Source organism: Lapidilactobacillus wuchangensis (genome assembly GCF_003946645.1).
GTDB classification, from domain to species: domain Bacteria; phylum Bacillota; class Bacilli; order Lactobacillales; family Lactobacillaceae; genus Lapidilactobacillus; species Lapidilactobacillus wuchangensis.
Map to the genome: position 1 here is coordinate 18,061 of NZ_RHOU01000003.1, position 26,666 is coordinate 44,726.

Genomic DNA, 26,666 nt, shown 5'->3' on the forward strand with positions numbered 1-26,666 from the left:
TTAATAAAAGCGATTTCAAGACAAATCTGAACTAGCGTTGCTGACCAAAGACCGTTTGTTTCTTGAAACGGCGCTTAGCACTCACGACGAGCAAAGCAATGTCACCAATTAGCAGAAAAATCAGCGCCCGGCTCAGCAGTTGCGTCCCCGTTCCTGCTGCCAAACTACTCCCAGCACTGGCAAACAGTTGACTAGCAAATAAAGCACTAGCTAGGACTAGCAAAATCAAATTAAGGCCCGCAAAACGATAAGCTAAGTTACGTAATAATTTCGAATTGGTCAAACTAAAAATGGCAATCACGATGGGTAACAGAATTAATAATTGACCGACCAATTTCAACAACGTCGCTGACACCACAAAATTACTGCCTAACTGCTGACCGCCACTGGCCAACAATAAATGCGCTAAGCTGGCGGTACCCTGACTTTGAATAAAACCGTGACCATAAACACCTAACAAGCTAATAATGGCGGCAATTACCATCAGCCATCCCGTAAAGCCCAGGTGAGCCAATTTCGGTAAATGCAACTTGCTAAACACTTGCTTCACCTTGCTGAAGAAATGACCTTGATGTTGGCGGCGCTTGGTTGGCTGCACGTGAACTTCCGTGGTCGTTTTAGTTTGCCCAGTGCGTTGTGAGCGTGATAAAGGAGCCTGCTCAGCGGAACTTGCTTGGTTAGCCGCATCACCAGAATGAATGGTAAATTGGCGCGTTGCCTCAGGATCAGGTGTGGTGGCCGCTTTAAGAGCATAACCACAATGGGCACAGAATAAGTCATCGGGCGTCACAACTTGGCCACAACGCGGACAAAAACGCGCGTCAGTTGACCGTTGTTGGTTCGCACCTTGTCCAGAATTTTCTTGCCATTGTTCAAATTTTCTCTGCATTATTTTTTACTCCTGAAAGTCTTTCTAAATCAATCATTAAATGACTGATCATTTACTTTCTAATTCTACACAAAATAAGTTATTTGTCTGTTTTTTTAAGAAAACTTGCTTAAAAATTAAAGATTTGCTATGCTAGCTTCAAGAATTCATTATCAAAATAAATATATTTGCCGCCGGGCGAGAGAGTGCTCATTCCATTAGGTCATGTTGGAATGGGACGCTCTCTTTTTGTTTGGTCGGCAATCAGGAGGTCTGCATTATGGCATGGTTATCTTTAGTTTTAGCAGGTTTATTTGAGGTTGTTTGGGCAACGACGATGAAGTTGTCCCATGGATTTAGCAAGCTATCTTTTACTTTAGCCACGATTGTCGGCATGATTGCCAGTTTTCTCTTATTGGCTCAAGTCATCAAAAAGTTACCAATGAGTCTCGCCTACCCAATTTGGACCGGAATTGGGGCAGTTGGCTCAATTATTATCGGCGTGATCCTTTTTAAAGATCAATTAAGTCCACTGACTTGGTTCTTTGTGATCGTACTTTTAGTAGGCATCATTGGCATTAAAGTGACCAGCGGCCGCTAAAAATTGAGCAAAAAGGCACTCAGTTATTGAGAACTGAGTGCCAGCAAACGACGAGCCCTTTAATTTAATTAGTCATCAAATCAATATTAAGTCCCTACCTCACCAAAATTTAAATCTTGGTCAACGGGACCAGTAATTTTTGTGGCACCAATTTAGCGACCACCCGAAAAGCCTTATAGAAGATCATCATGGTATAGCTGGCACAGCCTGCCTGGGCCACTTGAATCGTTTTGCGGGCAAACTTAGGAATATTTAAACTAGGTAGTAAGTTAAAAGCACCACTGCGACCAGCTTGGTTTAAGGCCTGATCCATTTCAGTTTTCATTCGACCAGGCATCACAGTACAGACCTTGATTTGTCGCGGCTTAAGCTCCTCGCGTAAGGCTAAACCAAAACTTGTCAAATATGCCTTAGTCGCACTATATACCGCCAAATTTGGATTAGGGACAAAAGATGAGGCTGATGAAACCAAAAGGATAAAACTGTCTTGAGTTAAATACGGCAAACACGTTCGAATAAATGAAGTCGTACCATTTACATTTAAATCAATCATTTTTTGAATTTTTTCAATTTGCATTTGATCAACTGAACCATTATAGGCCAGACCTGCATTAGCGATTAAAGCAGATATCTGTGGCTGTTCTTGCGCGAGTAATTGGTTAAGTTCGAGATAACTAGTCCTTTCAGAAAGATCCAATGGGACTATTTTAAATGTCATTTTTGGATGTTTCGCGGCAATCGCTGCCATTACTTGTTTTCTTCTTGCGACTAACCAAATTTGATCAACATCTGGACATTCTTTTATGACTGCATCAATATACGCAGTCCCTAAACCTGAGGTAGCACCAGTAATAATAGCTACAGATATCCTACTCATCCTCTCAAAATCATTAAATTTTATGGCCGAGCAACCGTTGCACAATTTTCCAAAAAGTAGTTAACTTTAAATAAATTTGACTGATGAAAAATTTTAGACAGTTGCCAACTTCAAATAATAATGATATATTACCTACAACTTCAGAACCAGTGACAGAATGAGTCCTCAGTCCAAATTTAGACACTTTGTCAATAGTGTCAATGAATTCAATTATCAAGGAGCCAAATATAATTGAAATACGACTTATCAAAAAAACCGACGCGTGGTGCCCAAAGGACATTGGCGGCTTTTACAAAGACACTATTTAACAGCATTGCCGAAAAGGATTTTGCCGAGATTAGCGTGAACGAAATCTGCCTAAGCAGCAACTACCCACGGGCCACTTTCTATAATTATTTTGATGATAAGTACGACTTACTAAACTATGCTTGGTCTGTCTTGGCTCAACAAATTAAAGTCAATGAATTACAAAACGCTGACCAAGAATACTTACTTAAAGCGTATTTTAGCCAACTTTATGATTTATTTGTTGATCAAGGCACTTTTATCAATCAAATTATGAAACACAATTCTTATCAAGGCAGTTTAATGCAAAGCTTGATTGCCTACTTAAAGGGAGAAGTTTTGGAACTACTTAATAACTGCTTATTAAATAACCCTCAACTTAGTAATCCGAAAATTCCTTTGCCGTTGCAGGTCGAGCAAGTGACGAATACCCTAATTTTAATTTTGGACTGGATTTTTTTGCGAGAACATCCACTTACTAAAGAGCAGGCTTACCAGTCTTTAGTCCTCTTATTACAACCACTAGGAATCAAATGATTTTGGGGCCCAACAGCTAAAACTAACAGTCGACAACCAAACATCTTGATGATCGTTCACTCGGGACGCTATTTGACGGCTACTTTCATTTCGGTAAACAGGCCTGATTGATCATATTTAAGCACGTTAAAAATAGCGCCAATTAAAAAAAGCCGTCAATAATTGACGGCTTTTTTGCTGCTGAATCTTAACGTTTACGTTCTGGAATACGAGCAGCCTTACCACGTAATGCGCGTAAGTAGTACAATTTAGCACGACGTACACGACCATGACGGATAACTTCAATCTTTTCAACACGAGGTGTGTGTAATGGGAATGTCCGTTCAACACCAACACCGTTACTGATCTTACGAACAGAATAAGTTTCGCTAATACCAGTACCATGACGTTTGATAACAACGCCTTCGAATAACTGGATACGTTCGCGAGTACCTTCGACGATTTTGGCATGAACACGAACTGTGTCCCCAGGACGGAAATCAGGAATATCGTCCCGCAATTGACTCTTAGTAATATCAGAAATTAATTGATTCATACTATATTTCTCCTCTTCATCCAACATTCATACCTTGTTTCTACACCAAGACAGCGGAATATTGTTGTTATGTGGTCCTACCACAATGTTTAATACTATCACAAATCATTGAAGCTTGACAAGTCGTCACGCTGATTTAATTGGCGGACTAATTTTTTAATGGTCGGATCATCGATCTTGGCTAATAAATCGGGCCGTTGTTGCAAAGTCCGCCAAACTGCGGCCTTCAACCGCCATTCAGCAATTAAAGGATGATTGCCATTGGTTAAGACAAATGGCACTTCTTGACCTTGATAATCCGCAGGCCGCGTATATTGGGGATACTCCAGTAGACCTTGGGCAAAAGAATCGGTTTCAGCTGACTCCTGCTTGCCTAACACACCGGGAATTTGCCGGGCCAAAGCATCGATCATCACCATCGCTGGCAACTCGCCACCAGTCACCACATAATCACCTAATGAAACTTGATCTGTAGCCAAATCATAAACTCGCTGATCAAAGCCCTCGTAATGTCCACAAATAAATGTTAGATGCTGACATTGGGCTAATTCAACTGCGTAAGCATGATCAAACTGCCGACCACCGGGATCTAAAATAATGGTTCGATCTGATGGCCCATGTTTAGCGGTCACATCGTTCAAAGCATCAGCAATTGGCTGAACTTGCAATAACATGCCGGCGCCACCACCATAGGGCGTATCATCGACATGATGTTGCTTGTTGGTGGTAAAATCGCGGAAGTTCGTCACATCAATTTTTAAAATACCATTTTCTTGCGCTCGACCAATTAACGATGACTGTAAAGCACCAAACATTTCCGGGAATAAACTTAAAATATCAATTTGCATGTTTGAACTCCTTAATCATCAATCATCTAGCCCGGCCGGCACTTCGACGTAGGCCCGTTTTGCGGCCAAGTCGATTTTTAGAACCACCGATTTCAAGTAAGGTAATAATAAGTCCGCCTGCTTGGGCCGCTGAATCACCCAAACATCGTTGGCGCCTGGTGCTAAAATTTCTTTCACGACACCAATCTCGGCACCAGTCGTCTGCTCAACCACTGTTAAACCAACAATATCCCGATAATAATACTCGCCTGGTGCCAAATGATGTTGTTCCGCCTCAGTTACATAAATTAAATGAGTTTTTAAGGGTAGCACTTGATCCAAATTATCATAACCAGTAAAAGTCAGTAAATGCATTTGTTGCTGACGGCGATGACTTTTAATGGTCAATTCCTGATAACGGCTGCCTAATTGGACAAATAACGGTTGGCCAACTTTAAAGCGCTTCTCTGGAAAATCAGTGGTTGCCATGACTTTCACTTCACCACGAACACCATGCGTATTCACGATACGACCAACTTGATAATAATTTTCTGTCGCCATTGTTGCCTCCAAGATTGAGTTGTCGGTACTATTTTCGATTCAAAAAAAGCCAGGATAAAAGAAAGTTTTATCCCAGCCCGATCGTCCTAATTATCAAGAATATTTAAGCGAATTCGTTTACCATTATCTAAACGAATGCCATAAATTAACGTCCGAATTGCTTGAGCAACCCGACCCTGTTTACCAATAATTCGACCGATATCTTTGCGGTTAACCGCTAAATTGTAGGTCACAAAATGACTATCTGCCGTAGTTGCAATTGATAATTCATCAGGTACCATGATTAACGGTGTAACAATAGCGCTGATCAAATTTTTAACTGCTTCCGTGGTCATCTGCTACTACTTCTTTTCGAAACGAGCTTCGTGATACTTCTTCATGATACCTTGTGTTGATAACAAGTTACGAACAGTATCTGAAGGTTGAGCACCCTTTTGTAACCAGTCTAAGATAACATCTTCGTCTAATTTCAATTGAACGGGTTCTGAGATTGGGTTGTAGTAACCAACTTCTTGGATGAAGCGGCCATCACGAGGTGCACGTGAATCAGCAACAACTAAGCGATAGAAAGGTTTACGTTTTGAGCCCATGCGGCGCATACGAATTTTAACAGTCATAATTTAATTTCCTCCTAAAAATAACTAACATCAAATAATATACCAAATTCAGGAACCGATGTAAAGTGTTTTTTCTTTACATCTAAAAATACTTGACATGGAAAACACTTAAATATGCCAAATTATCAGGCCAATAACATTCAAAACAAGTAGGACTTGTGAAGTTGTAAAAACAGAACAGGTTCTGACTCCATTGCGGGCTGCTTGGCGTGGAACGCGGCCGGCATTGATTTGAGCTTACTGCTGCGCAACAATCTCAAATACAAGCCTTATCGTAAGTGCTAAAGCACCAACGATAATTTGGCGGCTGACGCCAAGATCCCTCCATTCCGTCTGGAGTTGAGATAGTTTACTTCAACTTTGTTGGTTGGTTAGGGCAATTGTAGTGAGACTGATCAACTTGATTTGAATTGCAACAATAACTGAATAGCAAATCAAAAAGTCTGTTCGACAATTCTGATTATTTAAATCTTGTCAAACAGGCTTAGTAATTTACATCAATCTGCTTTTCTAATTAGTGGTGCTCAATTCTGTTAGTTTATTCAGGTGGTTGCTGGGCGATTGGCGTCAGCTGTGAAATTATTCTTAGCGATTTATCGCTTAGAATAAGCCTCGAATTTGAAACAATTTGATTTTCAATTGGTTCAAATCGACGGCCACGGCGTTCCACGCCCTCTAAATCGCCCAGCAACCACCTTCCTCAATTGGGGAAGTCTCGGCAGAATTCTACAAACACTGCCAATCAACCATTACTTAGACTTAAATCGTTTAACCTTTTTCAAGCGCTTCTTCTTGTTCTTCTTTTGCTTGCGCACCATGGAATTCATCGCCATCTTGCCCATGCGGCCTTGAATACCATCACCAAGCATCCCCTCCATACCTGAGAAGTTGCCTTTTGACATTTTGGTCATCATATCGCGAGACTGCTTGAATTGCTTGATCATCCGATTAACTTCTTGAACATTACGACCAGAACCAGCTGCGATGCGTCGGCGCCGACTTGGGTTCAATAAGTCAGGATTTTCCCGCTCTTTAGGCGTCATTGAATAAACAATTGCCTTCAAATGGTCAATATCTTTCGGATCCATCTTCACATTCTTCAAAGCTGGATTATTGGCCATCCCAGGAATCATTTTCATGATTTCATCCAGTGGCCCCATATTTTGTAATTGACTCATTTGATCAACGAAATCATTAAAGTCAAAACTATTTTCCTGAATCTTTTGGGCCATCTTTTCGGCTTGATCAGTGTCGTAATCTTGTTGTGCCTTCTCGATCAGGCTCATCATATCGCCCATGCCAAGAATTCGGTCAGCCATTCGATCAGGATAGAAGACGTCTAATTGATCAAGCTTCTCACCTTGACCAATAAATTTGATTGGTTTACCAGTCACGGCCCGAATTGATAAAGCCGCACCACCACGGGTATCACCATCTAACTTGGTCAAAACAACGCCAGTAACATCAAGCTGTTTGTTGAAACCATCGGCAACTTGAGTGGCGACTTGTCCAGTCATCGCATCGACTACCAAAAGAATTTCATTTGGTTGCGCCAACGTTTTGATGCGGGCCAATTCATCCATTAATTGTTCATCAATTTCCAGACGACCGGCCGTATCAATGATCACATAATCATTTTTATTTTTGTCGGCTTCAGCTAAACCCTGCTTGACGATATCAACGGGATCATGATCAGTTCCCATTTCAAAAACTGGGACGTCCAATTGTTGACCGACTGTCACTAACTGATCAACCGCGGCTGGTCGATAAACGTCGGCAGCAATCATTAATGGGCGCGCATTTTCTTGTTTTTTTAAACGGTTAGCCAATTTACCAGCCGTCGTAGTTTTACCGGCACCTTGCAACCCGACCATCATAATGATTGTGGGAATATGTGGTGACTTATTTAGTGGCACGGCGGCCTCGCCCATGACCTTAACTAATTCGTCATGAACAATCTTGATGACTTGTTGGGCTGGAGTTAAACTGTCCAGCACTTCCTTACCAAGGGCTTGCGTGCGAACCGTTTTAACAAAATCCTTAACCACGTCAAAGTTAACATCGGCTTCCAGTAATGCTAGCCGAACTTCGCGCATGGCTTCGCGAATATCATTTTCATTAATTTTACCTTTACGGCGTAACCCACTAAAGGCATTCTGTAATCGTTCTGTTAATCCTTCAAAAGCCATTCTTATTCAACCATCCTTACTGAGAATCAATTAAGTGTTCAAATTCTTTGAGTAATGACTTTAACTCGGCATCAGTTTGATAACGTTGCGTCACCACTGTATTTAATTTATTCACCAAAGTCACTTGTTGTTGGAAATGCGCCATTAAATGCAGCCGTTCCTCATAACTTTGGAGAATTTTTTCGGTCCTCTTGATATTATCATAAACTGCTTGCCGACTCACCTCAAATTCCGCGGCAATTTCGCCTAACGAATAATCTTGACCATAATATAAATCAAGATAAGTCGCTTGCTTGGGTGTCAGCAATGGTTGATAAAAATCATAGAGCTCGTTGACATGTTCATTAGGTACCAGATTCATTAATTATCCGCTCCATCAATTAAACCCTTGAATAAGCCATAAACAAATTTTTCAGCATCAAAGGCCTGTAAATCACCGACATGTTCACCTAAGCCCACTAATTTCACTGGTAAATGCAATTCATTACGAATGGCAATGACGATGCCACCTTTGGAACTACCATCTAATTTAGTCAGGACGATTCCAGTCACATCGGTTGTTTCTTGGAATTGCTTTGCCTGACTCAAGGCGTTTTGCCCCGTCGATGCATCCAAAACTAACAGCACTTCTTGAGGAGCTTCTGGCAATTCGCGGACAATCACTCGCTTCATTTTAGCCAACTCATTCATTAAGTTGACTTTATTTTGTAAGCGACCAGCCGTATCGACTAATAACACGTCATAATCTTCGGCTTTGGCTTTCTTAACAGCTTCGAACACAACTGAAGCTGGGTCAGCGCCAGGTTCTGATTTAACAATATCAACATCAACACGGCGGGCCCACTCTGCTAACTGCTCAATGGCCCCCGCCCGGAAAGTGTCACAAGCAGCTAACAGCACTTTTTTTCCTTCAGCTTTTAATTGGGCTGACAACTTGCCAACAGTGGTCGTCTTACCAGCACCATTAACACCAACAAATAGGAAAACCGTTGGGCCAGCTGCTGGCGCTGCAAAATGTAATTGATTGTCTTCTTCGGCGCCAGCATCGCCGTATAAATCGACCATTTTTTCAACAATGACCAAGCCAACTTGCTTCTTGGTTTTGGCATTTTGTAATTTAACTTCGTCTCGCAATTGATTACTGATCGTCATTGCAGTTTCAAAACCAACATCGGCCTCAATCAACATTTCTTCCAGATTTTCGAAGAAATCTTCATCAACCGAACGGAAGCCAGCTAAGAACTCATTTAACCGAGCAGCAAAGCCATGACGACTTTTCGCTAAACCACGATCATAATCAGTTGCAGCTGACGTGCTTGTGGCCACTGTTGCGGCCGTCTCTGACGAAGCTGTTTCTGCTGCGGTCGATGTCACGGGTTCAGCCGGTTCAGACTGTTGCGAACTGCTAGTCGGAGTTGCTTGGGCCTCATCTGTGGAACCACTGTCCGAGGCCGTGTTTGGCGCTGATTCTGCCGGCTGTGCTTCGGATGTTGACTGGAAATCAACCGTGGTTGCAGCAGTTGCTTGGGCCTGCTCAACCTGATCAGCAACCGATTCAGACTGATCAGCTGCTGTTTTAGTAGTAGTTGTTGTAATTGAGTCAGCTTTTGAGTCAGTTTCCGGCGTTGCTTCTGTGGCTGTTGTCGGTGTTTCAGAAGTTGCGGCTGGCTGTTGTTGATCACTTGCCGCATTTTGTTCAGTTGTTACTTGGTTTTGGCTATCAGTTGTGGCAGCAGCTGGTTCATCACTTGCTTGAGATTGAACACCTTCACTATCTTTCTTAGCTGTCGGTGTTTCTTCGGCTTTACCGCCACCAAATGCTTTCTTTACCCGATCAAAAAATCCCATTAGGCTCCTCCTAAAATCAAATCGTTATTGAGCAATTTGTTGCTCAATGTCCGTCAGTGAAACACTAATAATCTTTGAGACGCCAGACTCTTGCATCGTGACCCCATAAAGGCGGTCAACCTTGACCATGGTTCCTTTTCGATGCGTAATCACAATAAATTGCGTTTGTTGCTCGTAGTGCTGCAAATAATTGGCAAAACGATCAACATTAGCTTCATCCAAGGAAGCCTCCACCTCATCGAGAATACTAAATGGCGCTGGCCGAACTTTCAAAATCGCGAATAACAAAGTAATCGCCGTTAAAGCCCGCTCGCCACCTGATAACAGACTTAAATGCTGCAACTTCTTGCCAGGTGGCTCGGCGTTAATTTCAATCCCAGTGGTCAACGGATCATTTTCATCCGTCAGTTCCAGTTCAGCCTTGCCGCCACCAAACATCTTCGGGAAAATATCCTGAAAAGCTTGGTTAACCGCAGTAAAGGTTGTTTGGAACCGTCGACTAACCTCTTGATCCATTTCAGCCATTGTGGCCAATAATTGTTGCCGTGCCGCAATTAAGTCAGCTTGTTGCTTTGCTAAAAATTGATAACGCTCATTAACTTCAGCAAATTCGGCAATAGCATCTAGATTGACCTGGCCAATGTCCGCTAAAGCTAACTTCACTAACTTTAGCTGCCGTTGTAATTCAGGCAAGGTCAGTTCCTGCTCTTGCGCTTGCTGATACGCCGCTTCAAAACTAAGTTGGTAATCTTCGCTTAAGTGGGTCAACCGTTGGGTCATGGCTGTTTTCAATGAGTTGACGGCAACTGCCACTTGCTCTTGTTCTTTAGCAGTTTGTTTTTGCAATTGATAGCAACGTTCCGCTTCTGGTTCCAATTGCGTCAATTCTTGATTAGCCGCAGTTCGTTCAGCTTGACTCTTTTCTAAAGTAGCCTGGTTAGTGGCAATTTCCGTGGTTAAATCAGCCAATTGCTGTTTAATGGCATCAATATCTAGTTTACTTTGCGAGGCGGTTGCCGTTAAATCAGCTAGGGATTGTTGCAATTGCTGTTGGCGCTCAGTTTGTTGTTGCACCGTTTGTTCTTGACGATGAGCCAAGTCCTGCTGGTTTTTTAAAGTCGTATTGACAACTGCTAGCTGCGTCTTAAGTTCACTAATTTCACCAGTCAGCGTTTCCTTTTGACTATTAAAGTTAGTCAACCGTTCTTGTAACTGATCAATTTGCGTCTGCATTTGGGTCACTTGTTGGGCCAAACGCACCTGCTGATCCTTGGCAGTGGCAATTTGCTTGGTTAAATCAGTCTGTTCATCAGTTAACCGCTTAGCCGTCAATTGGCCTACTTGTTGTTCACGCTGCAAACGTGCCAACTGTTCTTGTTCTTGATGACTCTGATCTTGAACATGGCTTAATGCCAATTGTTGCTTCTGCTGAGCCTGTTCTGCCACGGTAATTGCTTCACTGGCTGCTAGTTGTTGCTGTTTCGTAATTGCCAGGTGATCTTTTTTCTGATTCAATTCCTGCTGCAAGTTCTTTAATTGCTGTTGTTGTTGCTGTAATTCTTGCTGCCGATTCAGCAGGCCCTGACCTTGCTGTTTGATCCGGCCACCAGTCATTGCCCCACCTGGTGATAAAATATCGCCTTCCAAAGTAACAATTCGCGTTTGAAAATGAATTGCCTTGGCAATCACAGTGGCTTCAGCCAAATCAGTGGCAACAATGACGTTACCTAACAAATGTTGAAGAATTTTTTCCAAGCCAGGCGCAATTTTAATTAATTCGGCGCCAACGCCTAGAAAACCTGGTAACTGTTGCGCCGTGTGTAAGGTGGTCGTCGCAATTGACCGGCTTTGAATAGTGGTTAAGGGCAGAAAGGTAGCGCGTCCCAATCGTCGTTCTTTAAGAAAACGAATCGCAGCACTGGCACTTTGGGTATCCACACAAACCACTTGCTGTAATTGAGCGCCTAATACCTGTTCAATGGCCACTTGATAACGACTGGGTACTGACAAGAGATCAGCCACTGCCCCTTTAAGTCCTGGCAATTGATTTTGCGGATTTAAAACTGCGCGAACACCAAGATAGAAGCCGCTGTGATCATTGGTCACTTCTTGCAAGCTTTGGTAGCGCGCTTTTAATTGCTGAAATTGTTCCAGTTGCTGGTACCAAGCTTGTTGCTCATTATTTGTCGCCGCTTCCAACTGTTTAAATGCTGTTTTGGCGGTTTGTAATTGCGTCACTTGTTGGTCCAACGCGGCCTGTAAGTCGGCAAGTTGTTGTTGTAACTGTTGACAAACTTGCTCTTGTTTCGTTAACTGATCAGCTTGATCGGTTTGGGCAGTGGTTTGTTGAGCCAGCTGATTGGTCAAGCGTGTCTGCTGGTCTTGCAAATGAACCAATTCGTTACGATTAGTCGTCTGTTGTTGCAAAAGCTCAATGTAATCGCCACGACGTTGACTCAAGCGGGTGGCCAAGTCATCCTGATTTTCATTTAACTGGGTTTGCAATTGCTTTAATTGTTCTTGTAGCGACTGCTGTTGTTTGGTGGCAGCGACCACATTCGCCTGAGTGGCCGTTAAATTAGCCGTTTGTTGTGTCAAACTGGTGGCCAATTCAGCTAACTGCTGCTGGGTCGTCGTCAAACTTGTATCATGATAGCTTGAGCGTTCAGTCGTTAACGAAACCTGACCTTTTAGCTGTTCCTGCTGACGCGTTTTCTCTAACAAGGTCTGTTGTTGAGTCTCAATTTGTTGATTAATGGTGGCCAAGCGTTGCCGCAATTCTGTGACATTTTGATTAGCTTGTTGCGCTTGCTGGTCAATTTTATCGGAAATTTGTTGCAATTCCGCTTGGCGAGTCTGTTTAGCTGTTTGTTGCTGTTGTAAATCTGCTAATTCTAAAGCTAATATTTGTTGATCTAATTGATCATACTGCTTTTTTTGCCGCTGATAATCAGTCGCAAGGCTGGCTTGTTGCCGTAAAGGTTCAATCCGCCCTTTTAACTCGGCATAAATATCCGCAACCCGATTGAGATTTTCATTGGTGGTGGCCAACTCTGACTCTGCCTGTTGCTTTTGTTGCTTATATTTATAAACCCCAGCGACTTCTTCAATAATCATTCGCCGCTCTTCTGGCTTACTATTGAAGATTTCTTCGACTCGTCCTTGGGAAATAATTGAAAAAGAGGCCTTGCCCATGCCCGCATCGAGAAATAAATCACTAATATCACGTAAGCGACAACTTTTCTGATTTAAATAGAATTCACTGGTACCGTCACGAAAAAGCCGCCGAGTAACCGACACTGTCGATTGCTCCGTAGCTAGTTCGTGGTCATGATTATCAAAGACTAAGGTAACTTCGGCGCGATTTAAGGGCTCGCGTAAGGCACTACCAGCGAAAATAACATCAGGCATATGACTGCCCCGTAAACTTTTCGCCGATTGTTCGCCCATCACCCAGCGAATGGCTTCAGTAATATTACTTTTGCCACTACCATTGGGCCCGACAATACCAGTAACGCCAGTTGTAAATTCAATCGTGGTCTTATCAGCAAACGATTTAAATCCATTAATAATTAGTGATTTTAGTGGCATGAATCATCCAACCTATTCCTCGTTAATAACATGATACTTCAATAATGCACTCTTAGCAGCAGCCTTCTCAGCTGTTTTCTTATTCTTACCTTCACCTTTAGTGACCAACTTACCGTCGACTTGTAGCTCGACAATAAACTGCTTATCATTTTCATCACCAACGGTATCTAACACAACGTATTCAATTTGGCGTTCGCCATCACGCTGCAGATATTCCTGCAATCTGGTTTTAAAGTCCACATCAGAGGAATATTGTCCAGCGTCAATTTTAGGAAATAGGATTTGTTTCAAGAAAGCAACCACAGCTGGCATCCCTTGATCAAGATACAGCGCACCATTGAAGGCTTCCCAAACATCTTCCAAAAGGCTTGGCCGTTCCCGTGAACCCATTCGTTCTTCGCCAACACCTAAATTAATATACGGTTTAAAACCGGCTTCCAAAGCTAAACTACAAAAACTTGAAGACTTGACAATTGCTGCCCGCATTCGGGTCAATTTGCCTTCAGGTAAATGCTGATAATTCTCAAACAAATAATCAGAAACGGCTAACTCCATCACGGCGTCGCCTAAAAACTCCAATCGCTCGTAATTACCATAACCTAGCTCTTTATTTTCATTAGCAAAAGAGGCGTGCGTAAAGGCAGCATCTAATAAAGATAAGTCTTTAAACTCCACACCATATTTTGCTCGTAAAGCCGTCGTAAATTCGGCAGCTACCATAAAACCTCACTCCTTAATTGATGACATCAGAATTATCGTCAAATCCTGACGCTAACTATTTCAATTATACCTTAAATTAACGTTTTTGTGAGGTTACACTGACGTTTTCCCAACGGACAGTTGGGGCCAGTGAAAATCCCTTAACACGGCGATTAACAGCTCGAACATCGTAGCTACCAGTTGTTGGTACCACATAAGCCGCTTGATTCATATAAGTTTGCCAAGCCCGAAACGCTTCAATACGTTTGGTGGAATCAAAAGCACTGACGTCGTCAATTTCGGCTAATAATTGATTATTCTTTTTCGTCACAAAGCGCCCAAAATTAAAATTGGCGGTTTCTGAATATAAATCGGCTGGTGATGGTTCAGTTGAAAGATCCCAACCAGCCTCAAAGAAATCAATATCGGCGTCATCATTCATTAACTTATCATAAAAACTATTGGCCTCTAATAAGCGCCCGGCAGTTAATTTCACATTCAAGCCAAGTTTATGCCACTCAGCCAAATAAGTCTGGACCATTTCTTCTTTATGCGTACTATCTTGTTTCACTGCAAAATGAAGGACTAACGGTTTGCCATTAGGCTGCACGCGCCACTTACCTGATTTACGGTAACCGGCTTGATCCAATAATTTTGCGGCCTTGGCAGGATCATAGTCATAGCTGGCGGCTTGATCGTTGTAATACTGCTTGAAGGCCCGAGGAATTAAAGTATTGATTTTAAATTGCCAGCCGTTGGTATACTTTCGGGCAACACCGTCAACATCCATACTATAAATAATTGCTTGCCGTAAAGCTTTTGATTGTAGTTTACTCTTAGTATTCATCACATTTTTGCCATCACGATAGCGGCCCATTTTAAAGGCTAAGTAACGGTAACTCAATGATTTATCGCCAATGAATTTAATATGCGCATCATTTTGTAAATCAGTAAATTGATCTCCGGCGACGGTGGCCACATCATATTGATGCTTTTGCATCACTTGGGCCACCGAATTAGGTGAGACAACATTAAAAGTAATCGACGCTAACTGCGGCTTACGGCCATAATAATATGGATTAGGTACCCAGGTTACTAATTGGCCGCTTTCGACGTGTTTGACTTGATAAGGGCCATAATACAAAGGCGTCTTGCGAATCTGATCACTGGCCAGCACTTGATCAAAGGGGATCTGCTTAAGCTGATGACTGGGACTAGCATACTCCCAGAAATAACCATTACCACTTTGCGTCATCCCCGGCTTCATCGCCAAGTAATGAATCACTACTTGATTACCTTGAGCACCATTGGGCAGGTCAATCCCAGAAATATGATCAGCTTGACCAGTATGATAAGCTGTCATTCCCACAATTTGTGCCAGTGAATTAGTGTAACGCTGACTTTGACTTTTAGGATTGGCAATCAACAAATAAGAATACAGCACATCTTCAGCTACCAATGATTGACCGTCGGACCAGCGCACATTTGGATTAATGGTGATCGTCACAGTTTTAGCGTCGATATTTAATCTTAAATTAGCGGCGCCACCATCAATGATGCGGTAATTATCATCAAATTTAAATAAAGGTTCATTGCCGGGATCAGCCACGACTTCATCATTTTTATCAGTGACAAAAGCCTCATTGAAGATGCCCTTAAACGGTGACCAAGACACCAAAGCATACTTAAAATGACCGCCCTTAATTGCAGGTTGTCCATTATGAACTCCGATTGGCAGTTTTGCCAAAGTCGCGCCCTGATACTGATTCGTGGTCTTAGCTGAATTGTCATGGTTCTGGCAACCAGCTAACAAAATTGTTCCTACACAGACAGCAGCTAAGCAGCCGAGCCACCCAGTCTTCCATTTCATCATTTAAAGCCCCTTACCAATTCAAATCTCAAAAAACGTCTCGTCCTTCAAGTTAATAACATAAAATAACGAACAATTCGCGAAGAATTGCTCGTTATTGTCGTGCCGTGTCAGCGACTTGCTCGTCTAAAAACTACTGGCAACATTAGCGAGTAGCCAATTCGCTTTGCAGGCAATTATTTGGTTTGGTGAGCAAACACATAGTCAACAGCATCGCCAACAGTTTCTAATTTCTCAGCATCGTCATCAGGAATTTCGCCACCGAAAGTATCCTCTAATTCCAACACAAATTCAACTAAGTCAATTGAATCTGCAGCCAAATCACTTTTGATATTGGTTGCTGCAGTAATTGATTCTGGATCAACTTCAAAGCGGTCAGCGATTAATTGGCTGATTTTTTGTAAAATTTCTTCTTTAGACATGATGGTCCTCCTATTTGATCGGATTTGCTTTTAGAAAAGCAATCATCTGATGAATCGTTTGTTGCTGTAACATTTCTCGAATCTGACCAATGGTTGAGACCACTGCGCCCTCGTCGGAACCACCGTGAGTCTTAATAACTGGCGCATTGACCCCGAGTAAAACCGCACCACCATTAGCCGAAGTACTAAATTTGGTCTTGATTTGACCCAGGGCTGGCTTAATCATTAGGGCCCCTAGTTTAGCCCTGGTCCCACTATTAAGCAAGGCTAATTTAATTTGCTTCATCAGCAAGCTGGCCATCCCTTCAGTTGCTTTCAAGACGGCATTACCCGTAAAGCCATCAGTCACAATGACATCAGCCTTATTGGTCAACAAATTACCTGCCTCAATATTCCCCACAAAATTCAGAGCCGTATTGGCTTGTAATCGTTGATAAACTTCTTGATGCAGACTGTCGCCCTTATCAAACTCAGTCCCATTATTTAAGAGACCAATTCGTGGTTGCGCAATTTTACGAATATCACGAGCATAAATTGATCCCATAATGGCCCATTGTTCCAGGTAACTAGCCTTACTTTCAGCGTTAGCCCCAGCATCTAATAAATTGACGACATTGCTAACATCAGTTGTTGGCAGTGTTGGCATTAACGCTGGCCGTTCAACACCTTTGATCCGACCAATGATAAAAATCCCTGTTGCCAGAAGCGCACCGGTATTGCCCATGGAGAACAGTGCATCGGCATCACCTTGTTTCACCGCTTGCGCTGCCATGACCATCGAGGAATCTTTTTTAGTTCGAACTGCTTTAACTGGTTCGTCTTCATTAGTAATTTGACTATCAGCTTGAACAAAAGTTAACCGCGTGCCACTTTGAACGAGCGGTTTCACCCTAGCTAAATCACCAAATAAAACAAATTCAAGATCAGGCCATTGATCGCGAGCCTGTTCGACTCCCTTGATCACGACCTCTGGCGCATGATCGCCACCCATGGCATCTACTGCTATTTTCATTATTTTCATCCCCGCTTAGTCAAAGTTATCTGCCGCTTGTTGCTGCTGCAAATACTGAGCTAACGCATGATGCGCTGCTTGTTTCAATTCTGGATCTGCTTTAAAAATAGTTTGAACTTCTAAGCGAGCTGTTAATAAAATATTATTATTAGCAACGGGATCACCTAACCGAAATTCTGGCAATCCAGACTGCTTATCTCCAAAAATATCACCTTGACCACGTAATTTCAAGTCAGCTTCGGCCAAAACAAAGCCATCATTTGTTTGCGTCATAATTTCCATTCGTTTCACCGCGACTTCATTTTGCGGATCGGCAATCAAGAAACAGAAAGCTTGGCGCTGACCACGACCAACCCGGCCGCGCAACTGATGTAAGGTTGCTAAACCAAAGCGATCGGCATTATAAATGATCATCACATTGGCTTCAGGCACGTCAACCCCAACTTCAACAACAGTCGTCGCCACTAAAACTCGAATTTCGCCTTGACTAAAAGCGGCCATTGTCGTTTCTTTTTCGGCAGCGGGCATTTGACCATGTAGTAAAGCCACCGGTGTTTGGGGACCAAAGTATTTCTTTAACCGCTCATAAAGGTCCTCAGCATTCTTCAAACTAACTTGATCTGATTCACTGACTAATGGCGCAATCACAAAGGCCTGGTCACCAGCGGCCAACTGTCGCTGAGTAAATGCAAATGCTTCATTTGCCTGATTGATTTTTAGCCAGTTCGTTTGAATTGGCCGGCGCCCTGCTGGCAATTCATCAATTGTGGAAATATCCATTTCACCATAAGACGTAATCGCCAATGTTCGTGGAATCGGCGTGGCTGTCATCGCCAGAATATCTGGATTTGGCCCTTTTTCCCGTAAAGCCCGCCGTTGATTAACACCAAAGCGATGCTGCTCATCAATTACTGCAAAACCAAGATTCTTATACTTGATGCCAGTTTGAATTAATGCTTGAGTGCCAATAATGATATTGGTTCGACCCGTTGCTACTTCAGTCAAAACTTGATTGCGAGCGGCCGTTTTCAGCGAGCCGGTCAAGAGACTGACGCGAACATGCATTGGTGCAAATAATTTCGTTAATTTCTGATAATGTTGTTCTGCCAAAATTTCGGTCGGCACCATTAACGCCGCCTGGAATCCCGCCGTAACCGCGGCAAACATTGCAATAGCAGCCACGACGGTTTTACCGGAACCAACATCCCCTTGCAACAGCCGATTCATATGGTGCGGGGCTTTTAAATCAGCGCAAATCTCATTGACAACTCGTTTCTGAGCCGTGGTCAATGCAAAGGGCAGCGTTTGAATAAACTCCTTAAGCGCACCCAAGTCATAATTCAATTGTAAGCCGGAATCGCTATTATGGTTTTGCACCCGCAATGATTCAATTTGTAATTCAAATAAGAAAAACTCACGGAAAATTGCGGTGCGCCGAGCCTGCAGAGATTCAGTTTGATTCTTAGGAAAATGCATTTGCCGCACTAATTCTTGGTCAGTTAGTAAGCGATAGTGACTCCGAACTGCTTCGGGAATCACATCTTGCAGCAACTCATGATATTGCTCATAAGCTTCTTGAATCAAACTCACCAATTTCTTTTGGCGAATACTTTTATTAACTGAATAAATCGGGTCTAACTCATTTTTAGTGGCGGCGGTAATTACTTTTAAGCCCACCACACTTTTTTTCGTTAAATTCCACTTGCCATAAACAGCCACTTCTTCATCTGGAATAAATTTATCTTTTAACCAGGGCTGATTGAAGAAACTGACGATCACGGCTACTTGATCAATTAGTAAACGGACACTTAAGCGAATTTTGTGCGGACCAAAGCGACTAACTACTGGCGGACTAATGACTGTTCCTTTAAATAAAGCCTTCTCCTGATCAACGAGCTCAGCTAAGGGCCGTGATTTCAAGTCATCATAACGAAAAGGGAAGTAGAACAGCAGCGATTTAATTGTGGTGATTTTCAAATCAGCCAAAGCGGTCGCCGTTTTGGGACCGACGCCGCTTAAAACTGTAATTGGATCGGTTAATTGCATCTGACTACCTCCCTTCACGAATGATCACATGACAAAAGTGGTAAAAAAGGTTGCCATAAACTGGTCTGCACACCTTCTTTACCACAATGAAAAACTTAATTATTCAACTGAAATTAAATATGGATAAACAGGTTGATCGCCTTGATGAATTTCAACTTCGATTTCATCATCTTGCGCACTGACCGCATCAGAAATCGCTTGGGCTTCATCCTTATTACCAGACTGACCAATAATAATCGTGACAATTTCACTATCAGCATCCAGCATCTTGGTAACCATTTCAATGGCAGCACTTTGACGATTAGGATCATCGACCAAAATTTTACCATCAACAATGCCCATGTAGTGACCTTTATGAATTGCCAAACCATCGATTTCGGTATCACGAATGGCTTCAGTAATCGAGCCGCTCTTAACGGTCGCTAATGAATCAGTCATTTCTGATTGATTATCATCTAAGCTAGCGTCTGGACTGAAGGATAGTAAAGCCGTCATCCCTTGAGAAATTGACTTACTTGGGACAATCGCCACTTTTGCCTTAACAACTTCAGCAGCTTGTTGGGCGGCCAGTAAAATATTGCCATTGTTTGGTAAAACTAAAACTTTTTCGGCATTAGTCGCATTAATAGCATCAACGATATCCTGGGTACTTGGGTTCATAGTTTGACCACCACTTAAAACATAAGTGGCACCTAAACTGCGGAAGAGATCAGACACCCCTTCACCAGCAGCAATCGTCACAATCCCCCACTCTTGAGGACCTTGCGTTTCTTTTTCATCAGATTCAATAATACTTTCATGTTGAATCCGCATATTATCAATTTTAATTTTTGCTAAAGTACCGAAATGCTGACCATAGTCTAAAACTTGACCAGGATTTTCCGTATGAACGTGGACTTTAACCACTTCATCATCAGCAACCACTAATAATGAGTCACCAATCTTGCTGAGATATTCGCGGAAATGATTAATCTCAAATGGTTCAGTTGGTTGCTCACCTTGGCCTAACTCAACCATCATTTCCGTACAGTATCCGTACTGAATATCAGCCGTTGATAATTGACTTTGAGCTGATTGATGATGAGTGGCGTTGACCATCTCGTTCATTTCAGTTTCATCAGGCACATAAGCATCAGCGTCAGAAGTGTCGCCAGTCAGGCCTTCTAAGAAGCCTTCATAAATGAAGACCAAGCCTTGACCACCAGAATCAACCACCCCGACTTCTTTTAGAACTGGTAACAAGTTAGGCGTATTGGCTAATGATTTTTTCGATTCAGCAACTAGTGCCTGCAGAATTTCGACAATATCATCAGTACTATTCGCTTTGATCAAAGCAGCTTTAGCAGCTTCGCGCGCCACTGTTAAAATCGTACCTTCAACTGGCTTCATGACCGCTTGATAAGCCGTTTGGACACCACCAGTTAAAGCATCAACCAAATCTTGAGAGTTTAAAGTTGTTTTGCCTGCCATACTTTTCGCGAAACCGCGGAAAATCTGGGATGTAATCACGCCAGAATTGCCCCGAGCGCCCATTAGCAAGCCCTTAGCAAACGCTTGAGCCAAAGTACCCACATCAGTTGCTGAAGATTCATTAACCGCCTTAGCGCCTGATTTAACCGTCAAATTCATGTTTGTTCCGGTATCACCATCAGGTACTGGAAAAACATTCAGTGAATTAACAAATTCAGCGTTGACACCCAATCGATGAGCAGCAACTCGGACCATATCTTGAAATTCTTTATCTTTTATCTCTAATACTTTCACAATTGTTCCTCCTGATGACGAAAATCTGATTCAACTAGTCTAATTCGCCTAGTACTTTGACGCCCTGTACGAAGACGTTGACTGAATTTGCAGCCATACCTAACATTGACTCAAGATTATACTTCACCTTATCTTGAACATTGCGACAAACTTCAGAAATTTTAGTGCCATAAGCGATAATAATATAAACATCAATCGCTACTTCATCGTCTTGTTGACGCACGACGACGCCGCGAGAATAGTTTTCTCGACGGAGAATTTCATTGAGATTATCGCGGATCTGGTTCTTACTTGCCATCCCCACAATTCCATAAATATCTGTTGCTGCACCGCCAACAACGGTAGCAATCACGTTGTTAGCAATGTCAATTTCGCCATATTTTGATTTGATTTTGACTGCCATGTGGCGCCTCCTCAAAATGATTTACTTTTAGTTGATTCATATAATGATTATTATAGCATTTCTCAATGTATTTTAGCATAATCAGCTATCATTTCAAAATCAAGCATTTTGCTGACTGCTTGACGTTATTTTTTATGGTAAACTAACTAAATAATGTATTTGGTTCTCTGATATCGATCTTCAAATTAATTATTCGGTCGACTTTGACGTAAAAAGTGCGATGACCACTTGCGCCGAGGTAGGTTTTATGATAAATTAAATCAGTGAGCTTTTTAAAGCAGAATAACCAATGAAGGAGGTTCGAAAATGGCTAAAGATTTTATTACAGGACGTAAAACAAGTTTCGGCAACAAGCGTTCACATGCGTTGAACTCTTCACGTCGCTCTTGGAAGCCAAACCTTCAAAAGGTTCGTATTTTAGTTGACGGCAAGCCTAAACGCGTTTGGGTTTCTGCTCGTGCACTTAAATCAGGTAAAGTAACTCGTGTCTAATTTTTGAAATTTCAATTTCGATTTTAATGATACGATATAAACCTTATGGCTAGGATTTCTATGCAATTAGAAATCTTAGCCTTTTTTCGTGGCCAAATTAATTATTTTCAGTACAAAGAACTCCCCCTCAACGTCAAAAAATAGTGAACAATTCGTTTGAATTGTTCACTATTTTTTACGTTAATCCATTCTAATGTGCGTATTTAACATTTTTATGGACGCTTAATTTTTTAGTCGCGGCTTAAAATAACCGCCACCACACCAGTTTTGAAACTAAACGTGGCGGCTTGATTCGGTAAGAATTCATTACTTGACCAGGAAGTCGGAAAATCGGCCTGATAGTCTGTTAGTGGATACTTCACCTGGCGCAACGTTAATCCCTGGACTGGCATTAAATTAACAAACGATAAATACCGATAATCAGTTTGATAAGGCAATTGGTAAGTCCCTGGCTTAAAAAATTGAACTTCATTCTTGGTGTCGATCAAGCGCACGCGACCTAACCAAGGGCGATAACTAGGCATGGTCATCATAAATAAATTGACAAGTTCATGATCCAGCCGGCCACCAGTCCCAGCAAACAAATCAACAGCCGTTGCTTTTAAATCAGTAAAAGCCGTTTGTAAGGCCCATTGGGAGTCAGTGAAATCCTTCTGTGGCTGGGCAAATCGTAAGTCTTTCACTTGCTGATCAACTAGCAACCGTTCAAAATCCGATAACGAATCAAAATCGCCCAAGCCAATCACTGGTGTAATCCGTTGCTGTAGCAGCGCAACAATGCCATGATCCACACCAAGCCATGGTTCAGAAAAACGTTGCTGATAAATTACTGGCGGTACTAAATTTTGCGGACCGCCTAACATAATATTGACTCGCTTCATGAAGACTCACCTCACTGTCTAAATTAATCGACTGCTGGTTAACGATAAACCGGTTTCTGAGCAGCAATTTCCTGATACATTTGCTGATAGTCCCGATAACGGAAATTCGCAATTTTTTGCTGTTCTAGCGCTGCTTTAACTGCACAACCGGGTTCCTGTAAGTGCAAACAACCACGAAACCGACATTGATCAGCTAACGCAACAAACTCGGGAAAGCAATTCGCTAACTGATCAGCTGCTAACACCGTTAATTCTAACGAAGAAAATCCTGGTGTATCAGCAATTAAGCCTTTTTTGCCAAAGGGATATAAGGTCACCGTTCGTGTGGTGTGGCGTCCCCGATTCAGACTCTGGGAAATTGCGGCCGTTGGTAACTGCAATTGGGGAAATAAATGATTCAGCAACGTTGACTTGCCAGCACCAGATTGTCCCATGACCATCACCTGTTGTTCAGCAATTAACTGCAACAATTGGGTAAACTGCGTTGCTTGTTCCTGCTGGCCAATCAATAAATCATAGCCAATTTCGCGATAACTAGCCCAAATTGGTGTTAATTCAGCCAGTTCCGCCGCACTTAACAAATCAGTTTTACTGACATAAATAATTGCCTTGATGTTCTGGGCCGCTAAATAAACCAAATAACGATCGAGTAAATTAGTTGAAAAGGCTGGTTCCGCTGCACTGATGACCACGACGGCCACATCAAGATTAGCGACTGGTGGCCGGACCGACTGATTTTGCCGAGGCTCAACTTTCAAAATATAGGCATCAGCAAAATCCACCAGATCACCGACGATTGGCTTAATGCCTTGCTTACGAAAGTTACCGCGGGCCCGAGTGCGAACCACTGTACCTTCAGGTGTTAAAACATCATAGAAACCACTAATTGATTTAATGATTTTTCCCGATTCGATTGACGCCACCATCCTTTTCAAATTTACTGCTCTTCTAGTTACGGTTTAATTGTTTCATTAGCGTAGTCGACTCCATCGCGAACGATGCGATAGGTAGCACTATTGTCATCCTTCACTTCAAAACTTAAGGTCAACTTTTGTGTGGCGGTGACATTTTCAATCTTCTTGTAGACAGTACTTAAACTGTTTTTCGCATCACCAATATAAATTAAGAACGTACTACCAGCAGTTGTTGAAGAGCCACTGGCACTTTCGGAGTCATTGCTAGCAGTAGCTGGTTCTATAGTAATGGTCTTATCAAAAGTTGTCGTTTCTTCAGTTTGCTGATTTTCTGAAGAAGAATCGGCTGCCGAACTGCTACTAGCAGGCTCCGCCCCTTTTGACAAAACTAAAGTAATCGTACTGCCTGACGCAACACTAGTTCCCGCCGCCGGATTCTGACTCATGACGGTGCCACTAGCAAAATCAGCACTATATTCACTCGTCCCAAAAGTTACCTTCAGTCCAACATTTTCGGCATATTCTTGTGCTTCTTGTTTGGTGTACATTGACAAATCACGTAAGCTAACCAGCGCTGGCCCTTGACTAACCGTTAAAGTGATCGTCGTTTGCTTCGGCACAACTTTTTTCTTAGCCTTAACACTTTGACTGATAATTTGACCAGCAGCAACTGTTTCTGAATTTTTATTTTTCCGCTTAACCGTAAAACCAGCTCGTTGCAGTTTCGACTTGACCGTGTCATAATCCTGATCACGATAATCACCAATGGTATAAGTTTTCGCGCCAGAACTTAAAACTAAGTTAACCGTCGAGCCTGATTTCACTGATGTTTTAACGCTAGGATCACTGCGAATAACTAAATCTTTCGCCACCTGATTACTATGTTCATAATCAGTTTGACCAATTTTTAAATTTTTATCTTGCAAAGTTAGTTTTGCTTCGTTAACCGACATTCCTGATAAATCAGGAACCGTCACATCTTTTTTGCCTAACAGTAATACTAGCGCCACGATTAAAATAACCGCGCCAGCGCCACCAATCAGCCACCAGGACCATTTTGGCAAACGCCGTTTAACATTCGGCGCAACCGGATCAGGTTCGGTATTAGTAGCCGTTGCTGCTTGATCTGGCGAAGCTAATTCACTTTCACGAACTTCATTGGGTAAATCGGACAGGACCTTAGTTTCCGCCAAATTACTATCAGCAACCACCGGAACAAAACGAGGTTCATTAGCCCGCTCTGGATCTAATGAAGTCTGTAAATCAGCCGCCATCGCCGCAGCACTTTGATAACGTTGTTCCGGATCTTTGGCGGTTGCCCGCAGAACAACATTTTCTAATGCTTGGGGAATTTGATGATTAAATTGTCGTAATGAGGGAATTTCATCATGGAAATGCTTTAAAGCAATCGTAACTGCTGAATCGCCGGAAAAAGGCACTTTCCCCATTAGGAGTTCGTAAAGGATGATCCCTAACGCGTAAATGTCCGATTGTGGCGTGGCCATCCCACCACGAGCCTGCTCAGGCGAAATGTAATGGACCGACCCCAATAAAGAATTGGTTTGGGTAACTGATTTGTCATTTAAAGCCACGGCAATTCCGAAATCAGCAATTTTTACCTGACCACTCGCAGTCACTAAAATATTCTGCGGCTTCAAATCACGATGAATAATGCCCTGACTATGGGCCAACTGAACGGCTGACAAAACTTGGGTCATCATTTCAATGACTTCTGGCAACGGCAATGGATAATGCTGATCGATAAATGTTTTCAGATTATCACCGGCCACATATTCCATGACAATATATTGCATGCCATTATCAGTGCCTACATCATAAACCCCAACGATATTAGGATGTGATAACTCACTAGTTGCCTTGGCCTCACGTTGAAAACGGCGGATGGTCGCTTGATCATGTTGCAGATCCATTCGCAGGACTTTAACGGCAACCTGGCGGTGTAAAATCGTGTCTTCGGCCAAATAAACATTGGCCATGCCACCTTCACCAAGTGTATCTAGAATTTCATAACGTCCCGAAACTAAATACCCTCGTTCCATCATCACGGTTGCACCTCCGCCTGATTAGTGCCGGGTTGCACCATTAAGACGGTAATATTGTCCAAGCCACCATTCGCATTTGCTTGAACGATCAGGCGCTGTGCCCGTTCCTTTAATGACACTTCTGCTTGTAAAATATCAGTCATCAAATCGTCAGGCACCATATTCGTCAAGCCATCGCTGCAAAGTAAGAATAAATCATCATCCTGCCATTCGCCTTCACGAAAATCTGGTTGCACATCTTTGGAAACGCCTAAAGTTCGCGTGATGACATTCTTTTGGGGATGATGCTTGGCTTCTTCAGGGCTGATTTTCCCATACTTCACTAATTCGTTAACCAGTGAATGGTCTTCGGTGATCTGGGTCAGCTTTTGGTCGCGCCACAAATAGCCACGACTATCACCAATATTAGTAATCAAATAATGGTGATGCCAAATCATGATTGCCACGAAAGTAGTGCCCATGCCGTTTAGATCAGCAAAACGACTGGAAGCGTTAATGATTCGATCATTCTCATCAGTTAATTCATTCTGCAGCCAATCACTTAATTGCTGACTGCCTTGAAGTTCGGTTAATTGAAAATCATGGCCAATTTGTGAAACTGCCATCTCAGAAGCCACATCGCCACCTAAATGACCACCCATGCCGTCCGCAACGATTGCAAAAAGCACACCAGCCTTGTTTTGAAAAGCGGCAACGTAATCTTGGTTATTAGCTCGTTTTTTGCCAATATCCGTTAAATAAGTGACATCCATTTTTTCACCATC

At 42.5% G+C, this 26,666-nt stretch carries 26 protein-coding genes; 3 read left to right on the plus strand and 23 right to left on the minus strand.

The annotated features are described in order from the left end of the window. Positions 1 to 31: 31 nt before the first annotated feature. The gene (locus EKM82_RS03695) at positions 32 to 889 is read right to left on the minus strand and encodes a zinc ribbon domain-containing protein (RefSeq protein WP_125766981.1); all 858 of its coding nucleotides are present in this window, start codon (positions 887 to 889) and stop codon (positions 32 to 34) included. A gap of 259 nt (positions 890 to 1,148) precedes the next feature. On the opposite strand from EKM82_RS03695, the gene EKM82_RS03700 reads away from it, so the two are divergent. Continuing rightward, the gene (locus tag EKM82_RS03700) at positions 1,149 to 1,469 is read left to right on the plus strand and encodes a DMT family transporter (RefSeq protein ID WP_125766982.1); all 321 of its coding nucleotides are present in this window, start codon (positions 1,149 to 1,151) and stop codon (positions 1,467 to 1,469) included. Between the two features lie 109 nt (positions 1,470 to 1,578). Here the strand turns inward: EKM82_RS03700 and EKM82_RS03705 are convergent, their stop codons facing one another. After that, positions 1,579 to 2,346, minus strand: a complete 768-nt coding sequence (locus EKM82_RS03705; RefSeq protein WP_225419652.1) for an SDR family NAD(P)-dependent oxidoreductase — start codon at positions 2,344 to 2,346, stop codon at positions 1,579 to 1,581. Positions 2,347 to 2,577: 231 nt separating this feature from the next. Between EKM82_RS03705 and EKM82_RS03710 the strand changes: the two genes are divergently transcribed. Then, on the plus strand, positions 2,578 to 3,168 hold the full coding sequence (locus tag EKM82_RS03710) for a TetR/AcrR family transcriptional regulator (RefSeq protein WP_125766983.1): 591 nt from the start codon (positions 2,578 to 2,580) through the stop codon (positions 3,166 to 3,168). 187 nt (positions 3,169 to 3,355) lie between these two features. Here the strand turns inward: EKM82_RS03710 and rplS are convergent, their stop codons facing one another. The 17 genes from rplS to EKM82_RS03790 form a co-directional block, all read right to left on the minus strand. Next, positions 3,356 to 3,703, minus strand: coding sequence for a 50S ribosomal protein L19 (rplS, locus tag EKM82_RS03715; RefSeq protein ID WP_125766984.1), 348 nt, complete (start codon positions 3,701 to 3,703; stop codon positions 3,356 to 3,358). A 98-nt stretch (positions 3,704 to 3,801) separates the two neighbouring features. Continuing rightward, on the minus strand, positions 3,802 to 4,551 hold the full coding sequence (gene trmD / locus EKM82_RS03720) for a tRNA (guanosine(37)-N1)-methyltransferase TrmD (protein WP_125766985.1): 750 nt from the start codon (positions 4,549 to 4,551) through the stop codon (positions 3,802 to 3,804). Positions 4,552 to 4,569: 18 nt separating this feature from the next. Then, positions 4,570 to 5,091, minus strand: a complete 522-nt coding sequence (rimM, locus tag EKM82_RS03725) for a ribosome maturation factor RimM (protein ID WP_125766986.1) — start codon at positions 5,089 to 5,091, stop codon at positions 4,570 to 4,572. An 86-nt stretch (positions 5,092 to 5,177) separates the two neighbouring features. Beyond that, positions 5,178 to 5,426, minus strand: coding sequence for a KH domain-containing protein (locus EKM82_RS03730; protein WP_125649093.1), 249 nt, complete (start codon positions 5,424 to 5,426; stop codon positions 5,178 to 5,180). A 6-nt stretch (positions 5,427 to 5,432) separates the two neighbouring features. Continuing rightward, complete coding sequence (gene rpsP, locus EKM82_RS03735) at positions 5,433 to 5,708, minus strand: 30S ribosomal protein S16 (protein WP_125649096.1); 276 nt, start codon at positions 5,706 to 5,708, stop codon at positions 5,433 to 5,435. 538 nt (positions 5,709 to 6,246) lie between these two features. After that, positions 6,247 to 6,399, minus strand: a complete 153-nt coding sequence (locus tag EKM82_RS11285; RefSeq protein ID WP_164508088.1) for a hypothetical protein — start codon at positions 6,397 to 6,399, stop codon at positions 6,247 to 6,249. A gap of 58 nt (positions 6,400 to 6,457) precedes the next feature. Next, a complete protein-coding gene (gene ffh, locus EKM82_RS03740; protein WP_125766987.1) occupies positions 6,458 to 7,897 on the minus strand; it encodes a signal recognition particle protein in 1,440 nt (479 codons plus the stop codon). A 16-nt stretch (positions 7,898 to 7,913) separates the two neighbouring features. Continuing rightward, the gene (locus EKM82_RS03745; RefSeq protein ID WP_125766988.1) at positions 7,914 to 8,258 is read right to left on the minus strand and encodes a putative DNA-binding protein; all 345 of its coding nucleotides are present in this window, start codon (positions 8,256 to 8,258) and stop codon (positions 7,914 to 7,916) included. Next, a complete protein-coding gene (ftsY, locus tag EKM82_RS03750) occupies positions 8,258 to 9,745 on the minus strand; it encodes a signal recognition particle-docking protein FtsY (protein ID WP_125766989.1) in 1,488 nt (495 codons plus the stop codon). The genes EKM82_RS03745 and ftsY overlap by 1 nt, the downstream gene beginning before the upstream one ends. A 24-nt stretch (positions 9,746 to 9,769) precedes the next feature. After that, positions 9,770 to 13,336, minus strand: coding sequence for a chromosome segregation protein SMC (smc, locus tag EKM82_RS03755; RefSeq protein WP_125766990.1), 3,567 nt, complete (start codon positions 13,334 to 13,336; stop codon positions 9,770 to 9,772). Between the two features lie 12 nt (positions 13,337 to 13,348). Then, positions 13,349 to 14,056: a ribonuclease III gene (gene rnc, locus EKM82_RS03760; RefSeq protein WP_125766991.1), complete on the minus strand. Its 708-nt coding sequence runs from the start codon at positions 14,054 to 14,056 to the stop codon at positions 13,349 to 13,351. A gap of 76 nt (positions 14,057 to 14,132) precedes the next feature. Next, positions 14,133 to 15,908, minus strand: a complete 1,776-nt coding sequence (locus tag EKM82_RS03765) for an oligopeptide ABC transporter substrate-binding protein (protein ID WP_125766992.1) — start codon at positions 15,906 to 15,908, stop codon at positions 14,133 to 14,135. 173 nt (positions 15,909 to 16,081) lie between these two features. Beyond that, complete coding sequence (acpP, locus tag EKM82_RS03770) at positions 16,082 to 16,327, minus strand: acyl carrier protein (protein WP_125766993.1); 246 nt, start codon at positions 16,325 to 16,327, stop codon at positions 16,082 to 16,084. A gap of 10 nt (positions 16,328 to 16,337) precedes the next feature. Next, complete coding sequence (gene plsX / locus EKM82_RS03775; protein WP_125766994.1) at positions 16,338 to 17,339, minus strand: phosphate acyltransferase PlsX; 1,002 nt, start codon at positions 17,337 to 17,339, stop codon at positions 16,338 to 16,340. A gap of 15 nt (positions 17,340 to 17,354) precedes the next feature. Beyond that, positions 17,355 to 19,385 carry an ATP-dependent DNA helicase RecG gene (recG, locus tag EKM82_RS03780; RefSeq protein WP_125766995.1) on the minus strand — a complete coding sequence of 677 codons (2,031 nt, stop codon included), beginning with the start codon at positions 19,383 to 19,385 and terminating at the stop codon, positions 17,355 to 17,357. 99 nt (positions 19,386 to 19,484) lie between these two features. Continuing rightward, the gene (locus EKM82_RS03785; protein WP_125766996.1) at positions 19,485 to 21,149 is read right to left on the minus strand and encodes a DAK2 domain-containing protein; all 1,665 of its coding nucleotides are present in this window, start codon (positions 21,147 to 21,149) and stop codon (positions 19,485 to 19,487) included. 34 nt (positions 21,150 to 21,183) lie between these two features. After that, on the minus strand, positions 21,184 to 21,552 hold the full coding sequence (locus EKM82_RS03790; protein ID WP_125649125.1) for an Asp23/Gls24 family envelope stress response protein: 369 nt from the start codon (positions 21,550 to 21,552) through the stop codon (positions 21,184 to 21,186). Positions 21,553 to 21,858: 306 nt separating this feature from the next. Here EKM82_RS03790 and rpmB point away from each other — a divergent pair, with 306 nt between their 5' ends. Further along, positions 21,859 to 22,044, plus strand: coding sequence for a 50S ribosomal protein L28 (gene rpmB / locus EKM82_RS03795; RefSeq protein ID WP_125649127.1), 186 nt, complete (start codon positions 21,859 to 21,861; stop codon positions 22,042 to 22,044). A 230-nt stretch (positions 22,045 to 22,274) separates the two neighbouring features. On the opposite strand, the gene EKM82_RS03800 is transcribed toward rpmB, so the two are convergent. The 4 genes from EKM82_RS03800 to EKM82_RS03815 are packed head-to-tail and all read right to left on the minus strand — an operon-like array spanning position 22,275 to position 26,654. After that, complete coding sequence (locus EKM82_RS03800; RefSeq protein WP_225419653.1) at positions 22,275 to 22,925, minus strand: thiamine diphosphokinase; 651 nt, start codon at positions 22,923 to 22,925, stop codon at positions 22,275 to 22,277. A gap of 38 nt (positions 22,926 to 22,963) precedes the next feature. Continuing rightward, the gene (gene rsgA, locus EKM82_RS03805; protein ID WP_125767117.1) at positions 22,964 to 23,839 is read right to left on the minus strand and encodes a ribosome small subunit-dependent GTPase A; all 876 of its coding nucleotides are present in this window, start codon (positions 23,837 to 23,839) and stop codon (positions 22,964 to 22,966) included. 38 nt (positions 23,840 to 23,877) lie between these two features. Next, positions 23,878 to 25,902, minus strand: a complete 2,025-nt coding sequence (gene pknB, locus EKM82_RS03810) for a Stk1 family PASTA domain-containing Ser/Thr kinase (RefSeq protein WP_125767118.1) — start codon at positions 25,900 to 25,902, stop codon at positions 23,878 to 23,880. Beyond that, complete coding sequence (locus EKM82_RS03815; protein WP_125766997.1) at positions 25,902 to 26,654, minus strand: Stp1/IreP family PP2C-type Ser/Thr phosphatase; 753 nt, start codon at positions 26,652 to 26,654, stop codon at positions 25,902 to 25,904. Before EKM82_RS03815 ends, pknB begins: the two co-directional genes overlap by 1 nt. Positions 26,655 to 26,666: the final 12 nt, after the last annotated feature.